The 16464-nt window shown below is 64.8% G+C and carries 13 protein-coding genes; 8 read left to right on the top strand and 5 right to left on the bottom strand.

Annotated elements, in window-relative coordinates:
* Nucleotides 1–8 precede the first annotated feature (8 nt).
* Nucleotides 9–2492, top strand: coding sequence for a glycogen/starch/alpha-glucan phosphorylase (locus K8I04_14375; GenBank protein MBZ0072900.1), 2484 nt, complete (start codon nt 9–11; stop codon nt 2490–2492).
* A 45-nt stretch (nt 2493–2537) separates the two neighbouring features.
* Here the strand turns inward: K8I04_14375 and K8I04_14370 are convergent, their stop codons facing one another.
* Entirely contained in the window at nt 2538–3551 is a 1014-nt protein-coding gene (locus tag K8I04_14370; protein ID MBZ0072899.1) for a phospholipase A, read from the bottom strand.
* 158 nt (nt 3552–3709) lie between these two features.
* On the opposite strand from K8I04_14370, the gene K8I04_14365 reads away from it, so the two are divergent.
* The 7 genes from K8I04_14365 to K8I04_14335 all read left to right on the top strand — a co-directional run bounded on the left by K8I04_14365 (nt 3710) and on the right by K8I04_14335 (nt 12292).
* Entirely contained in the window at nt 3710–4780 is a 1071-nt protein-coding gene (locus tag K8I04_14365) for an HlyD family efflux transporter periplasmic adaptor subunit (GenBank protein ID MBZ0072898.1), read from the top strand.
* Nucleotides 4781–4946: 166 nt separating this feature from the next.
* A complete protein-coding gene (gene rbbA, locus K8I04_14360; protein MBZ0072897.1) occupies nt 4947–7736 on the top strand; it encodes a ribosome-associated ATPase/putative transporter RbbA in 2790 nt (929 codons plus the stop codon).
* Between the two features lie 2 nt (nt 7737–7738).
* Entirely contained in the window at nt 7739–8860 is a 1122-nt protein-coding gene (locus K8I04_14355; GenBank protein MBZ0072896.1) for an ABC transporter permease, read from the top strand.
* Between the two features lie 205 nt (nt 8861–9065).
* Complete coding sequence (locus K8I04_14350; protein ID MBZ0072895.1) at nt 9066–9323, top strand: hypothetical protein; 258 nt, start codon at nt 9066–9068, stop codon at nt 9321–9323.
* Complete coding sequence (locus K8I04_14345) at nt 9323–10684, top strand: HipA domain-containing protein (GenBank protein ID MBZ0072894.1); 1362 nt, start codon at nt 9323–9325, stop codon at nt 10682–10684. Before K8I04_14350 ends, K8I04_14345 begins: the two co-directional genes overlap by 1 nt.
* Nucleotides 10685–10786: 102 nt before the next feature.
* Nucleotides 10787–11743 carry a universal stress protein gene (locus tag K8I04_14340; protein MBZ0072893.1) on the top strand — a complete coding sequence of 319 codons (957 nt, stop codon included), beginning with the start codon at nt 10787–10789 and terminating at the stop codon, nt 11741–11743.
* Nucleotides 11744–11863: 120 nt separating this feature from the next.
* Nucleotides 11864–12292: a CBS domain-containing protein gene (locus tag K8I04_14335; protein ID MBZ0072892.1), complete on the top strand. Its 429-nt coding sequence runs from the start codon at nt 11864–11866 to the stop codon at nt 12290–12292.
* 258 nt (nt 12293–12550) lie between these two features.
* Here the strand turns inward: K8I04_14335 and K8I04_14330 are convergent, their stop codons facing one another.
* From K8I04_14330 to K8I04_14315, 4 genes are all read right to left on the bottom strand, one after another.
* Nucleotides 12551–13075 carry a nitrous oxide reductase accessory protein NosL gene (locus K8I04_14330; GenBank protein MBZ0072891.1) on the bottom strand — a complete coding sequence of 175 codons (525 nt, stop codon included), beginning with the start codon at nt 13073–13075 and terminating at the stop codon, nt 12551–12553.
* Between the two features lie 68 nt (nt 13076–13143).
* Nucleotides 13144–13974 carry an ABC transporter permease gene (locus K8I04_14325; protein ID MBZ0072890.1) on the bottom strand — a complete coding sequence of 277 codons (831 nt, stop codon included), beginning with the start codon at nt 13972–13974 and terminating at the stop codon, nt 13144–13146.
* Nucleotides 13975–14075: 101 nt separating this feature from the next.
* Complete coding sequence (locus K8I04_14320) at nt 14076–15005, bottom strand: ABC transporter ATP-binding protein (GenBank protein MBZ0072889.1); 930 nt, start codon at nt 15003–15005, stop codon at nt 14076–14078.
* Nucleotides 15002–16285, bottom strand: coding sequence for a nitrous oxide reductase family maturation protein NosD (locus K8I04_14315; GenBank protein MBZ0072888.1), 1284 nt, complete (start codon nt 16283–16285; stop codon nt 15002–15004). The genes K8I04_14320 and K8I04_14315 overlap by 4 nt, the downstream gene beginning before the upstream one ends.
* Between the last annotated feature and the right edge of the window lie 179 nt (nt 16286–16464).

The following is a 16464-nucleotide window of genomic DNA, read 5'->3' as shown; positions in this document are numbered from 1 at the left end:
GGACCACGATGGACACCGTTGGTCTCAGGCCGGCAGACGTGGACATGCGCACCGGCATGACCGCCGTCGCTCTGCAGCAGGCCGTCAGCGACCACCTCCATTATTCCCTGGGCCGTCTGCCGTTGGGCGCGAGCGCGCACGATTACTATATGGCCCTGGCGCTCGCGGTGCGTGACCGGCTGCAGCACCGCTGGATGTACACCAGCCAGACGTACTTCGACCTGAATACGAAGGTTGCTTGTTATCTTTCCGCGGAATTTCTGCTGGGTCCGCAGCTCGGCAACAATCTCGTCAATCTCGGGATCGAGTCGGTGGCGCGAACCGCCATGGCAGAGCTCGGGCAGGACCTGGAAGAGGTGCTCTGGTGCGAGGAGGAGCCCGGTCTGGGCAACGGGGGGCTGGGACGGCTGGCGGCCTGTTATCTCGATTCCCTGGCGACGCTGCAACGCCCGGCGATCGGTTACGGCATCCGTTATGAATTCGGTATCTTCGACCAGGAGATCCGCGACGGCTGGCAGGTCGAGCTCACGGACAAGTGGCTGCGCGGGGGCAATCCCTGGGAGATCGCCAAACCGGAGATCTACTACTACGTCAGCCTGGGCGGCCATACCGAACATCAATGCGATGAGCTGGGGCACTACTGGGTACGATGGATACCGCATCAGGTGGTGAAGGGCACCGCCTTCGATACTCCGATCCAGGGCTATGCCGTCAATACTTGCAACACGCTGCGGTTATGGAGCGCCGAGGCCGTGGAGTCGTTCGACTTCCAGGCCTTCAATACCGGTGATTATTATCAGGCCGTAGCGGATAAGATGAGATCCGAGACCATCACCAAGGTGCTGTATCCCAACGACGATCCCACCGTCGGCAAGCAGTTGCGTCTTATCCAGCAGTATTTCTTCGTGTCCTGTTCCCTGCAGGACATGCTGCATCTGTTGGACTACGAGGGGGAGCCGGTGCGACGCTTTGCAGAACGCTGCGCCGTGCAGCTCAACGACACCCATCCGTCCATTGCCGTGGCCGAACTGATGCGGCTGCTGGTCGACGAGCGGTACGTCGGCTGGGACGAGGCCTGGGACATCACGCGGGCCACGTTCGGCTACACCAATCATACCCTCATGCCCGAGGCGTTCGAGGCCTGGCCGTTGCCGTTGTTCCAGCAAATTCTACCGCGGCATCTGGAGATCATCTACGAGATCAATGCACGCTTTCTTGCCGAGGTACGGGCACGCTTTCCCGGCGACGAGGCGCGGCTGGCGCGTATGTCGCTGATCGGCGAGAAGGGTGCAAAACACGTGCGCATGGCGCACCTCGCGGTCGTTGGCAGCCATGCCGTCAATGGGGTGTCGGCGCTGCATTCGAAGTTGCTGACCGCGAGTGCGCTGAAGGATTTTCACGACCTCTGGCCCGAGCGTTTCAGCAACAAGACCAATGGCGTCACGCCACGGCGGTTTCTCGCGCTCGCCAATCCGGGGCTGCGCGCGCTGCTCGATCGTACCCTCGGAGACGGTTGGGTGGTGGATCTGGAGGAGCTGCGGAGACTCGAACCGTTTGCCGACGATGCCGGCTTCCGCAGTGAGTGGCGCACGCTGAAGCTGGCCAACAAGCAGCGGCTCGTCGACTATATCCATACCCATGCCGGCGTCGAACTCGATCCGGGCTGGATGTTCGATACCCAGGTCAAACGTATCCACGAATACAAGCGCCAGCACCTGAACGTCCTGCACATCGTCACGCTCTATCATCGGTTGAAGCAGAACCCGGCCCTGGAGATCGCGCCACGCGCCTTCATTTTCGGTGGCAAGGCAGCACCCGGTTACGCCATGGCCAAACTCATCATCCGCCTCATCACTGCGGTCGCCCAGACGATCAACGGCGACCCGCAGGTGAATACGCGCCTGCGGGTGGTGTTCGTGCCCAACTTCAACGTCCAGAATGCGCAGCTGATCTACCCGGCCGTCGATCTCTCCGAACAGATCTCCACGGCCGGCCACGAGGCCTCGGGTACCGGCAACATGAAATTCATGCTCAACGGCGCGCTGACCATCGGTACGCTCGACGGTGCCAATGTGGAGATCCGCGAGGCGGTCGGTGCCGAGAACTTCTTTCTGTTCGGGCTCACCGCCGCCGAGGTCGAACGCGCCCGGTACGAAGGCTACCGGCCGATGCAGCAGGTCGAGTCCAATGCGGAACTGCGGGCCGTGCTGGAACTCATCGGCAGCGGCCGGTTCTCACATGGCGACACCGAGGTGTTCCGTCCGCTGGTCGACAATCTGATCCATTCCGATCCATTCCTGGTGTTGGCGGACTACGCCGATTACGTTGCCTGCCAGGAGCGGATCGATGCCGTGTGGCAGGATCCCGAGCGCTGGACACGCATGTCGATACTGAACACGGCGCGCGGCGGCAAATTCTCCTCGGATCGTGCCATCCGTAAATATTGCGATGAGCTATGGAACGTGCCGCCGGTGCAGATCCGTCTGGATTGAGCCCGGCCACCGTCACACGGCATGCCGGCACAGAGCGCCGGCCGGTCAGAACCGGTCGCTGATCGCCACACCTGCGCCGACGCGCTGGGTACGCGCGTCGTAATCGATCAGGCTGTCGCCGTAGCCGTAGAAATACTGCAGGTAGCCTTTCAGCTTGCCATACAGCGGGAAGCTGTAATCGAGCCCGACGGCGCCGCGGCTGTCGGAGGTCAGGTTGTTGCGCTCCATGAGCGTGACCACATGACCGTTGTTGTGATAGATGAGGCGCAGTTCTCCATACCCCATGTATTTATAGATGTCCGGGTTGTCGTCATCGTCATCCGTGGGAAAGATATACCATGGCTTGATGCCGAACGCCCAGTGGTCGCGCTCGAATACGGCGCTGGCATGGAGGCGGTCCCAGCTGCGTGACAGCGGATCCTGACGGCCATTGGACTGATGGATATAGCCCGCCGCCAGCAGCGTGCTCTTCCAGCCCAGGACTTCCCAGCTTACTTTGTGCGTCAGGAAGAATTCCGGCTCGTGATTCGTTTCGCGGAACGGCGAGGAGATGTCATCGGCGTAGACCTGCCAGTAGGATAGGTTGGTATAGGCAAAATAGAAGTTGCTGCGGCCATCGAACAGCTGGTAGGCCAAGGGGAACTTGAAGCTGATCTGGAACTTGGCCTCCTGATTGCGCAGGCGCTCCGACTCGTTGCTGAAGGTGAACGGTGCGCGGTTCACGTGGCTGGTGTAGCTGATGGGCAGGAGATAGTTGGGCTTGTGCGGGGTGATGACCCAGGGGTTCTCGGTCAGCGCGATCTCGGCCGCCAGGCGTTGCTGCAACGCGGTCGGGGCGGCCCCGGTATCCACTGGGGAGGCGGCCGGGGAGGCGGTCGGCGGTGCGATCGTATCCGTGGTGTCGGCCAGCCGCGCCTGGCAGCGCGCCCGCAGTTCGCCGACGGTGACGTCGTTGTCCGCCTGCTGCAGCGCCTCCAGAAGGCAGGTTTCGAACGACGTGGCCGCGGCGGTACGCGGGCCGGACAGCAACGACCCGCCGCAGCAGAGCAGTAGTGCCACGAAACGGCACCCGCTTACACCGTGCATGCTACGCTTCCAATATCCAGAAACCGAAGGCGAGTATTGAGTATACAGCGGGCATTTACAACGACCCTGAACGATGTGTCGCGCGTGTACGCCCACGCGGCCAATGGGACAGCGGCAGAAGGAAAGGGATCATGGAGCGACAGCGCAAAGGCATATGGATCGGGTTGGCGGCACTGCTGGCAGTCGTGGTGGCTGTACTCGCCTGGCAGCGCTACGGTGTCCACGATGAGGCGGCGGGACTCGCCAGCGGCAACGGCCGTATCGAGGCGGTCGAGGTCAATGTCGCCACCAAGATCCCCGGCCGGGTCGCCGCCATCCTGGTGGACGAGGGTGACTTCGTCACCGCCGGCCAGGTGGTGGCGCAGATGGATACCGAGGTGCTCGAGGCGCAGCTGCGGCAGGCCCAGGCCCAGTGGCAACAGGCCCGCAGCGCCGAGGCCACTGCACGCAGCCAGTTGGCGCAGCGCGAGGCGGAAAAGGCGGCCGCCCTGGCGGCGGTGCGGCAACGCGAGGCCGAGCTCGATGCGACCGACAAGCGTGCCCAGCGTTCAGCGACCCTGGCCACCCGCGGCGCGGGTTCACAGCAGGCGGCCGACGACGACCGCGGCCAGGCGCTGAGCGCCTCGGCCGCCGTCAGTGCGGCGCGTGCGCAGGTGGCCGCCGCCGATGCCGCCATCGCCACCGCCGAGTCCCAGCTGAGCGGCGCACGCTCGGCCATCGAGGCCGCTCAGGCCAGCGTCGAGCGCATCCAGGCCGATATCGCCGACAGTGCCCTCAAGGCGCCGCGCGACGGGCGCGTGCAATACCGCGTGGCGCAACCCGGCGAGGTACTCGCGGCCGGCGGACGCGTGCTCAATCTGATCGACCTCAGCGACGTGTATATGACCTTCTTCCTGCCGACGGCGCAGGCGGGGCGGCTCGCGCTGGGTACCGAGGTGCGGATCATACTGGATGCCGCGCCGCAGTACGTGATCCCGGCACGGGTCTCGTTCGTCGCCGCCGAGGCACAGTTCACGCCCAAGACCGTGGAGACGGCGAGCGAGCGCGAGAAGCTGATGTTCCGCGTCAAGGCGCAGCTGCCCACGGAACTTCTGAAGAAGCACATCACCCAGGTGAAGACCGGCCTGCCGGGTATGGCCTACGTCCGCATCGATCCGACCACCGAGTGGCCGGCGCAGCTGCAACTGACGGCGGCACAATGAAACGGACAGCAGCATTTCCGCCCCGGAGACACGCGCACGACACGACCATATGGGATATCTCCGGCGTGGCTGTTCAGCGCCTTCCGGGTGATGCAGGCGCCGGTGTGAAAGGTATGACTTTGTCTGTATTCTGCCATGCCCGGCCGCGGCAACTGCGGTTTTCAGGATGAACGGTCCAAGTGACGCTTCCGGATCGGGTCCGGGGTCGGAGTCGGGGCCGCCACCCGTCGCGCGGCTACGGGACATCGGCCTGCGTTACGGCAAGACGCGGGCGCTGGGGGGTGTCAGTCTCGACATTCCTGCCGGCTGCATGGCGGGCTTCATCGGTCCGGACGGCGTCGGCAAGTCGAGCCTGTTCGCCCTGATCGCCGGTGCGCGGGTGCTCCAGACCGGGCGCCTCGCCGTGCTTGGCTGCGACATGGCCGATAAAGGTGAGCGCAACACCTTGTTGCCGCGCATCGCCTACATGCCACAGGGCCTGGGCAGCAATCTGTATGCCACCCTGTCGGTCGTCCAGAATATCGACTTCTTCGGTCGTCTGTTCGGCCAAGCGCGTGCCGAACGCGAGCAGCGCATCGCCGTGCTGCTGCAGGCCACGGGCCTGGCACCCTTCGCCGCGCGTCCCGCCGGCAAGCTCTCCGGCGGCATGAAGCAGAAGCTCGGCCTGTGCTGCGCGTTGATCCACGACCCGGATCTGCTGATCCTCGACGAGCCCACCACCGGTGTCGATCCCCTGTCGCGGCGGCAGTTCTGGGAACTCATCGACCGTATCCGCGCCAACCGCCCCGGTATGAGCGTGCTGATCGCCACGGCGTACATGGAGGAGGCGGCGGGTTTCGACTGGCTGGCCGCCATGAACGACGGGCGCGTGCTTGCCACCGGCACACCGGCGGAGATCCTGTCACACACTGAAACGGACACCCTGGAGGCGGCCTTCATCGCCCTGTTGCCGCCGGCAGAGCGGGCGGGTTATCAGGCAGTGGTCATTCCGCCACGGGAGGCCGATTCTGCAACCGAGACGGCCATCGAGGCGCGCGATCTCAGCATGCACTTCGGTGACTTCGTGGCAGTCGACCGCGTGAATCTGCGCATCCCGCGCGGTGAAATCTTCGGCTTTCTGGGATCCAACGGCTGCGGCAAGACCACCACCATGAAGATGCTCACCGGTCTGCTGCCGCCCACCGCGGGGCAGGCCTGGCTGTTCGGGCAGCCGGTGGACCCGCACGATATCGCCGCCCGCCGGCGGGTCGGTTATATGACCCAGGCCTTTTCGCTCTACGCGGAGTTGACCGTTCGCCAGAACCTCGTCCTGCATGCACGGCTGTTCGGCATCGGGGAAGAACGCATCGCGCCGCGCGTCCGGGAGATGGCACAGCGTTTCGATCTGACGGACATCCTCGACGCCTTGCCGGCGGCATTGCCGCTCGGTCAGCGCCAGCGCCTGTCGTTGGCCGTGGCGATGATCCACGCACCGGAGATGCTGATCCTCGATGAGCCGACCTCGGGCGTCGACCCGGTGGCCCGCGACGCCTTCTGGCGGATCATGATCGACCTGGCGCGCAGCGACCATGTCACCATCTTCATCTCGACCCATTTCATGAACGAGGCCGCCCGTTGTGACCGGATCTCGCTGATGCATGCCGGGCGGGTGCTGATCACCGATACGCCGGCCGCGCTCATCGAGAAACGCGGGGTCCGTACCCTCGAAGACGCCTTTATCGCCTACCTCGAAGAGGCCGTGGAGGAGGCCGCGCCCGACACCGCGGCCGGGATGGTGCCGGCCGCGACCGACCCCGGACACGGCACGCCGAGCGCACCCCGCCGGACGTTGTTCGATCTGCGCCGCCTGTTCAGTTACAGCCGGCACGAGGCGCAGGAGCTGCGCCATGACCCCATCCGCCTGGCCATGGCGACCGTGGGCAGCGTACTCCTGATGCTGGTCATCGGTTACGGTATCAACATGGATGTGGAGGATCTGTCGTTTGCGGTGCTCGATCGTGACCAGACGACCCTCAGCCATGATTACGTACTCAACCTGGCGGGCTCACGCTACTTTACGGAGCGGGCCCCGCTGCCCGACTACGCGGCGCTGGACGCACGCATGCGCGCCGGCAAGATCAGCCTGGCGATCGAGATCCCGTCCGGTTTCGCCCGCGACTTGAACCGCGGTATGCCGGTACAGATCGGCGCCTGGATCGACGGCGCCATGCCCATGCGTGCCGAAACGATACGTGGCTATGTACAGGGCATGCACCTGCACTGGCTGCTGGCCACGGCACGCGAGCAGAACTTCACCGGCGCGCTGACACCCGTGGTCAATATCGAAACGCGTTATCGCTACAACCCCGATGTGAAGAGCCTGCCGGCGATCGTGCCGGCGGTGATCCCACTGCTGTTGTTGTTGATCCCGGCGATGCTGACCGCGTTGTCGGTGGTGCGTGAAAAGGAGCTTGGTTCCATCGTCAATCTCTATGTCACGCCGGTCACCCGTCTCGAATTCCTGCTCGGCAAGCAGCTTCCCTATATCGCGCTCGCCCTGTTCAACTTCCTGCTGCTGACGCTGCTGGCGATGTTCGTGTTCGGCGTGCCGCTCAAGGGCAGTTTTCCGACCCTGTTGCTGGGCGCGCTGTTGTATACGATCGTCGCCACCGCCTTCGGCCAGGTGATCTCCACCTTCACCAACAGTCAGATCGCCGCCCTGTTCGGTACCGCCATCCTGACCCTGGTGCCGGCCGTGCAGTTCTCCGGGCTGCTCGATCCGGTTGCGTCGCTGGAGGGGGTGGGTGCGTTCATCGGCCGGATCTATCCGACCACCCATTTTCTGACGATCGCACGCGGGACCTTCTCCAAGGGGCTTGGCCTCGCCGAACTCTATACCGCCTTCGTCCCGCTGCTGATCGCAGCGCCGGTGCTCATCGGCCTGGCCGTGATCTTATTGAAGAAACAGGAGCGCTGAGCATGCGCGTGGCCAACATCTTGTACCTGGGGGGTAAAGAGCTGCGCAGTCTGGCACGCGACCCGTTGCTGCTCGTGCTCATCGCCTACGCGTTCACGTTGTCGATCTACACGGCCGCGACGGCGGCGCCGGAGACGCTGCGCAAGGCGCCACTGGCCGTCATCGACGAGGACCACTCGCCCCTGTCACGACGGATCGTGAGCGCATTCTACCCACCCTATTTCCTGCCACCGGCCATGATCGGGCCAGCCGCGCTGGAGCGCGGCATGGATGCCGGGTTCTACACCTTTGCGATCAATATCCCGCCCGGCCTGCAGCACGACATCCTGGCCGGCCGCAGCCCGACGATTCAGCTCAATGTCGACGCCACCCGTATGAGTCAGGCCTTCACCGGCAACAGCTACATCCACACGATCATCACGGAGGAGGTGAACGCCTTCGTGCACGGCCATCGGGCCACCACGCCGCTGCCGGTCGATCTGGCGCTGCGGGTGCGCTTCAACCCCGAGTTGAACAAGTCGTGGTTCGGCAGCGTGACGGCGGTCATCAACCAGGTCACCATGCTGTCCATCATTCTCACGGGGGCCGCCCTGATCCGCGAACGCGAACATGGTACGGTGGAGCACCTGCTGGTGATGCCGGTGACGCCCTTTGAGATCATGGTCAGCAAGGTGTGGTCGATGGGGCTGGTGGTGCTCGTGGCCACGGCATTGTCGCTGGCGTTCGTCGTCCAGGGGCTGCTCGCGGTGCCCATCGAAGGTTCGGTCGCACTATTCCTGGTCGGTGCGGCGCTGCACCTGTTCGTTACCACGTCGCTCGGCATCTTCCTTGCCACCGTGGCGCGCTCGATGCCGCAGTTCGGCCTGTTGATGATACTGGTGCTGGTTCCCTTGCAGATTCTCTCGGGCGGGGTCACGCCGCGGGAGAGTATGCCCATGCCCGTACAGGATCTGATGCTCGCCGCACCCACGACACATTTCATCATCCTGGCCCAGGCCATCCTGTTCCGCGGTGCCGGTCTCGCGGTCGTGTGGCCGCCGTTCGCCGCCCTCGCGGCGATCGGGGCGGTCCTGTTCTCGGTCTCCCTGGCGCGCTTCCGCAGGACCTTGGGCGCGATGGCGTGAATTCCCGGTCCGTGGACGGTTCGTTGCACGGCCGGCCCCGGGCCGGGGCTGACCAGTACACCGCGCAGAGGCAGTGACCGGTCCCGCTCGACTCAGGGTGGGGTCGCGTGGGTTGGCACTTGCATCTGGAGTAAAATTGACTGTACAGTCAACTATCATGAATAAGTGCCTTTATGTTTATCAATATTGACTGTATGATCAACAAATGACCCGCACCACTGACAATAGCCAGGTCCAGGCCCTGCTGAAGCAGATCCTGGCCGTCGCCAAGACGCAGGGCATCCCGGGCAAGGAACTGGCGGTCCGCGCCGGCATCGCCCCGGAGACCCTGTCGCGTATGAAGGGCCGCGGCTCGGCCGACGCTGCCGTGCTCGACGCCCTGGCGCGGGTCGTGGGCCTGCGGCTGGCGCTGGTGCCCGACGATGAGCGCCTCGAGGCCATCCGCAGCGGGGACTTCTTCTGATGCCGGACCACCACGCCGTCGTCTGGACCCGTACCGCCCACGGCCCACTGAAGATGGGCAGCCTGGTCGCGACCGACCGCGAATGCCGCTTCAGTTATGCCGCGGCATTCCTCGCCGAGGGCAATCCCGACGGTCTGGCGTTGCTCGCCAGTCCGGCACTGTTCGGCAACAACCCGGTGGTCTACCGCAGCAGCGCGCGCATGCCGCTGTATCCGCGGCTGATGACGCTCATGCCTGGCGAGGCGCCGGGCAACATCCAGCGGCGCCTGTATACCGAGCTCCTCGCCAAGCGCCGCTCGCCGCCGGCCCCCGGGTTCGACACCGAATGGGAACTGCTGCTGCTCGCCGGCCACGGCGGCATCGGCCACATCGACGTGTTCGCCGACGACCGCGTCGCGGAGCAGTGGTATGCGCGCCAGCCGGTCCGCGAGACGCTGATCGGCCAGCGTTCGGCGGTGTGGCGCTTCATTCGCGAGGACCTCGAACAGGCCGTGCCCGAGACCGACGCCGCCAGCATCGCGCGCCTGCTCGGGCCGACTCCCTCGGTCGGCGGCATGATCCCGAAACTGCTGGCGGCGATCCCGGACCGCGCCGACTGGTCCGGCCGTTTCGCGCCGCCCGGTACGCGGGAACACCAGGGCGAGGCGTTCGTCGACGTGGTACTGAAGATCGAGCCACCCGTCTACACAGGCGTGCTTGCACTCGAGGCACTGTGTTACGCCGTGCACCGCGAGCTCGGCTTTGCGGTACCCCGCACCTGGCAGGCGGAACTCGACGGTATGTGGCTGCTGGCGGTTGAGCGTTTCGACCGTGACGCTGAGGGGCTGCCCATTCCCATGGAGAGTTTTCTGTCGGTGCTGGCCTCGGGCAGCCGCGAGGTGCAGGGCAGTGCGGATACCGACATGCACGGGGTCGCGGCCATGCTCGCCAAACTTGCCACGGTGGTGAACCTCGATCCCCGCCAGGCCCAACGCGAGGTATTCCGCCGTTTTTGTGTGGCCCTGCTCACCGGCAATGGCGATATGCACCTCGAAAATCTCGCCTTCCTTGGCGGCCCCGATGCGGTGCAGATCGCGCCGGTATACGATCCTGCGCCCATGCGGGCCTGGCCACGCCACAACCTGCGTTCGGCGATTCCCATCGCCTTCGACGGTGCGCTGTCGGTGCGTGGGAACCTGCTGGAACTGGGAACGGTCTTCGGCCTGCGCCGTGCCGAGGTCGAGTCGTTGTTCGAGGAATGCCTGCAGGGTACGCGTAGCTATGTCGACCGCGTGCTGGCGCTGGAGACCGTGCCGGAGGCGCGCCGCCAGCAGCTGGCGGACATCGTCGGGCGCGAGCAGCGCATGTTGCAGACGGCCTGACGCGGCCGGTTTTTCCGGTACCGATGCTATGATGCACCCGAGCCGCACCGCGCCACACGGCGGCATCCGGTGACAAGCGGCAGTCGGGCGAGGAGGGCATCAATGGGTATGTTCAAGGACGTGCTGGTGGTCGTCGAGCCGGGGCCCCGGTCGGACAGTGCCGTGCAGCGTGCCCGTGCGTTGGCGCTGCACGGCGGCGCGCGCCTGACGCTGTTCGGCGTGGTACGCGACATCCCCGGCAGCGCGCGCGTCGTCACCGGCACGCTGCCGCCCGACGAGTTCCAGGGACAGGTGGTCGCGGATCTGCAGGCGACGATCGCCACGGCCGTCGCCGACCTGCGCCAGGCGGGTATCGAGGTCAACTCCACGCTCGCGGTCGGCAGGCCCTTCATCGAAGTCATCCGCAAAGTGCTGCGCGATGGCCACGATCTGGTGATTCAGGCGGCCGAGGGACGGGTGGGGCTGCGGGAGCGTCTGTTCGGCAGCCTGTCGCTGCACCTGATGCGCAATTGCCCCTGCCCGGTCTGGGTGGTGAAGGCCGACGGGCCACCGCGCTACGCGCGCATCCTGGCCGCGGTGGATATCGGTGAGGAATTTCAGCTCTCCGGGCGCAGCTCGCTCAACCCGGTGATCGTGGAGTATGCTGCCGCGCTGGCGCGCATGGACGGTGGCGAGTTGCATGTCGTCCAGGCATGGTCGCTGTACCAGGAGGGTTACATGCAGGCCCGCGGCGGGCTGGACGACCGCGCACTGCGCAAGCTGCGACGGGAGACACGGGATTATTACGAGCAGCAGCTGCGCGCATTCGTCGCCCGCCAGGATCTGGGCGGTATCCGTGCGCACGAGCATGTCGTACATGGTGATGCACCGCGCATGATCAACCACCTGGTGCGCAAGGAGCGCTTCGATCTGCTGGTGATGGGGACGCTGAGTCGCACCGGCCTGGCCGGCCTGCTGATCGGCAATACCGCGGAAAAGGTGCTGAATACCGTGGGCTGCTCCGTACTGACGGTGAAGCCCGAGGGCTTCACCTCACCGGTCGTGCTGCCAAATGCCTGATGGCCGTCCGGCAGACTGCGGTCGGTACTATCAATCTGGTGCTTCGGCGTGCGGCTGCTAGGCTTAGTGAGGGCCGATTTCTCGAAGCATTTACGTCAACAACAACCGGGAGACCCCATCATGTCCACTGTCCGCCAGGTACTCGAAGGCAAGGGCTTCGAGGTCGCGACCGTCACGCCGGATGTATCCGTATACGATGCCATTGCCGTGATGGTGGAGAAGAATATCGGTTCGCTGGTGGTGCTGGATGGCAACCATATCGTCGGCATGCTCTCGGAGCGGGACTACGTCCGCAAGGTGGCCCTCAAGGGGCGTATGTCGAAACAGACGCAGGTGCGCGAGATCATGACAGTGCAGGTACCTTACGCCAGTCCGGACCAGACCGTCGAGGAATGCATGGCGGTACTCACCGACCAGCGGGTGCGGCATCTGCCGGTGATGGAGAACGGGCGCCTGATCGGTATCATTTCCATCGGTGATCTGATCAAGGCGATCATCGACGAGCATAAGTTCATCGTCAACCAGCTCATCCATTACATCACGGGATGAGCTGCAGGCGGCATGCTGCTACCGTTCCCGGCACCGCCGCAAAGCCCCTGCACGCGTCGCCGCACCCTGCCAAAGATCGATGGCCACGGAAACACACGGAAGAACACGGAATGTAAAACCCACCGCACCACCAGCTTCCGTGTCTTTCCGTGTGTTTCCGTGGCCAAGAGATGTTTGTGGATTCAATCGTAGGGTGCGTCGGCGTCAGCGACGCACCAGGGTGCACGCTGACGCACCGCCTGGCGCAGTGGCTGTTCGTCAGTGCTGATGTGCGCCGTGGTCTTCGTGCGCACCATGGGCACCGCTCAGGCCTGCCAGGGTTGCCAGCGTGACGTCGGTATAGGCGAGCGGTTGGCCGCCATGCTGTCCGGCGTACTGTGCGGCCGCGGCCTTGTCGGCAAAACTCACCAGGGTCGGTCCCATGGCACCGCGCTGTTCGTGACTGACCACATACCAGGCAGTGCGCGCATCGACATAGCGCTTGTCATCGGGATGCTCCCAATCGTTGTCGGCCATGTCGTGTACATAGACCGCCGCGAGTACCGCGGCGGTCTCCGGCTGCAGCAGCCAGCTGAACAGATCGACGGTGGAGCAGAATTTCAGCGGTGTGCTGCGGTTGTGGATGAAGGCCTGGGCCTTGGGGCCGGGGAAATCGAGGATCTCCATGCCGCAGACATGGCATTCGTCGCCGGCGACGATGGGCTGCAGTTCATGGCTCGTGGCCGCCACATCGGCCTGCCGTTCGCAGCCGGCCAGACCGAGAACCAGGAAGGCCAGCAGCATGATCTGCCGCAGAACAGACTTCCCATGCACACCCTGCAGATACATCATCGAAACCTCCGTCACACGGGTCAGACCCGGCGGCGTTTGAACAGCCACAGCGCCATGCCCAGGGGCGCCGCCACCCACAGGGCGAGTATCCCGGCGAGCACGCCGGGTTGGAACAGCGGGCCGGTGGCGACCGCGGCCAGACCGGTATAGTTGCGCGCCGCCTCGAAGCCCGCAAGGTTCGCCAGCCGGAACACGTCGGTGGGGTTGAGCAGCAACAGATAGGGCAGCCAGCCGCCACCGTGCGTGCCCTTGCTCGCCACCAGCCCGCCCAACAGCAGCAGGTCGAAGACCAGCACGAACCAGAACCAGAGCAGCAGCGCCACGCCGGCCGCGCGCGACTTCTCGCTGGCGACGACGCTGGGGATATAGGCAAGGGCCACGAACACCCAGCCGAGCAGCACCGAGGTGAGGATAAAGAAGGCGAAGGCGCGCCACAGCTGCGGATCGCCGATGTCGCCCGAGAGGATGCCGATCAGGATCGCGGCGATGCCGAAGCCGGCGGTCGTCGATACCGCCAGGATGGCAGCGTGGCCGAGAAATTTGCCGGCGAGCAGCTGTACTTTACCGAGCGGGTAGGTGAGCAGCAGCAGCAGCGTACCCTGTTCCTCCTCGCCGACGATGGTGTCGTAGGCGAGCAGCAGGGCGATCAGTGGAATGAGGAAGATCGCCAGGCTCGCCAGGCTCACGATGGTGGTGGCCAGCGAGGTGAAGCCGACCACACCGGAGGCCGAGGCACCGAAATAGGCGAGCCCGACCGCGAGCAATGCGAACACGACGGTGATGGACAGCACCCAGCGGTTACGCAGACCGTCGCGGAACTCCTTGTTGGCGACGATGAGCAGGGCATTCATTCTGAAGACCTCATTTGGACCACGGCAGCATACGGAGATACGCGGACTGTAAAATCTGTTCTATTCTCATCTTCTGTGCGCTTCCGTGGCGAATCCCGGGTTCATGCGGATTCCCCGCCGTGGGTGGCGGGCTGGTTATAGAAGGCGTACAGATTGTCCAGTGTCGGCGTGATGATGTCTATGTTCTGGACCTCCGGTTCGTCGAGCAACAGGCGCAGGACGGCCATCTTGTTCGCTACCGGGCTCTTGAGCTCCAGGTGCGTACCGTGGAGCTCGCGCACCTGCACACCCTGGGCGTCGAGGCGCTGCCGCCAGCCGTCACGGCTGCAGTGGCCGCGCACCTGGATGGTCAGTGGCAGCTGGGCCTCGTGGTTCAGCTCATCGAGGCTGCCGGCCGCCAGCAGACGGCCGCCACCGAGGATGGCCGCCCGGTCGATGTGGCGTTCGATGCCCGGCAGGACGTGTGAGGACAGCAACACCGTGGTGCCCTGACGGCGCAGCTCGTCGAGCATCGCGTAGAACTCGCGGGTCGCCGTCGGATCGAGGCCGGCGGTGGGCTCGTCGAGCAGCAACAGCCGGGGCTGACCGAGCAGGGCCTGTGCCAGCCCCAGGCGCTGGCGCATGCCCTTGGAATAGGTCCGCACCCGCCGGTCGGCGGCCGGGGCGATGCCGACGCGCTCCAGCAATGCCGTGCGTTCGGCCCGGCCCACCCCCTTGAGCCGGCCGAAGTAATCGAGCACCTCGCGGCCGCTGAGCTGGCCGTAGAAGCTGACGCTCTCGGGCAGGTAGCCTACGCGGCGGCGCAACACCTGGGCATGTGTACCGACCGGCGATTCGCCGAACAGCAGCACCTCGCCGGCGCTGGCCTCGATCACACCCAGGATGAGCTTCATGGTGGTGGTCTTACCGGCACCGTTGTGGCCGAGCAGACCGAGGATCTCGCCTTCGGCGAGCTGCAGATCCATATCCTGCAGGGCGACGAAGTCACCGAAGCGCTTCACCACCTGGCGCAATTCGACGACGGCGCTCATGAGGCCCATCCCGTCGGCGGCAGCATCAGCGGGGCGCTGTCGCGCACCCCCTGGGGCTTGAGCACGGGGAACTGCTCCTGCACCCAGCGCAGTGTCTCGATCGCGGGGCTGCTCATCAGGATGCGGGCCATGGGGTATTTCCACAACAGGTGGTCCACGGCGTCGTTCGGTTCGTACTGTTTGTCGCCGATACCATCGGCATTGAGGTCCCAGCCCAGATAGTCGCTCCAGTAGTTGCCGCGACCGTCGTGCGACCAGTCCTGATCACGGGTCGCGACATATTTCACCTGCACCCGGTTGCGAATGAAACTGTTGCCATAGAGGGTGTTGTCCTCGGAGCCGGCGGTCAGGTGGATACCGATGTCGCTGTCGGCGAACACATTGTCGCGAATCTCGTTGAACTGGGAATTGTAAATGAAGATCGCCTTGCCCTCGGCACCGCTCACGCTGTCGCCGCCGGTGACATAGCCGGTGCCCTCCTTGACGTCATGCACATGGTTGCCGGCGATGGTGCTGTAGGTGATGTAGTTCATCAGCATCCCATAATTGCTGTCCCGGTCGGATTCGTTGTCGAGCACGGTGAGGTATTTCGACTGCATGAGGGCATAGCCGGTGCGGGTGTTGTACGTCCGGTTGCCGATGACCTCGTTGGAGTAGGAGTACATGTAATGGATACCGTAGCGCAGGTCATGCAACAGATTGTCGGCCAGCACGTTGTGCTGGCTGTTGTCGATGTAGATGCCATCGCGTGTCTCCCAGACCTCATTGCCGCGGATCTCGGCGTCGGTGACGGAATAGAGGTGAATGCCGTTGCCGCGGTCCTGGGAACGGATCCCCGGCATGCCGTGCACCGTGTTGCCGATCACGCGCGGACTCTTGCAGGCGTCCAGCCAGATGCCGAAGGCAATGTTGTCGAGTCGGTTGTCGCGGAGGGTGACACGCGCGGCGCTGCGTTCCACGAAGATGCCGGCATTCATCTGGGTCAGATTGCGGCCGGAATTGAGGATGGCCAGCCCGCGCAGGGTCACGTCCGGGGCGCTGATGCGGACGACGTCACCACTGCCTTCACCGTCGAGGATCGCCCCCGGCGCGCCGATCAGCGTGACCGGTTTGTCGATCTGCAGATGCACGACGTAGCGGCCCGCGGGGATGTGCAGTGTGGCACCGGCCGGCAGCCGGTCCAGGGCCGCCTGGATATCCCGCTCGTCCGGGGCCAGGGTATGTGTCTGCGGCACGGGCCCGGCGCCGGATTCCACGGCCGGGGCGGGCAGAGTGCCCATCAGCAGCAGGCCGGACAACAGGTGTGATGCGAGGGTGCGCAGGTGCAACGTCATGGGGAAGGTCAGGTCAAGCCGTCGCTGCGCGTTGGCGACAGCGGCAGGGTGTACATCTGATGCATGTTTCCAGCCGGTTTCTGGCCCGGCCATCCGTGCGGCGCATGCCGGAATCCAGAGATACG

Source organism: Gammaproteobacteria bacterium (genome assembly GCA_019911805.1).
In the GTDB taxonomy this organism is placed as follows: domain Bacteria; phylum Pseudomonadota; class Gammaproteobacteria; order Thiohalobacterales; family Thiohalobacteraceae; genus JAHJQQ01.
This window is presented reverse-complemented; position numbering and strand designations above follow the sequence as displayed.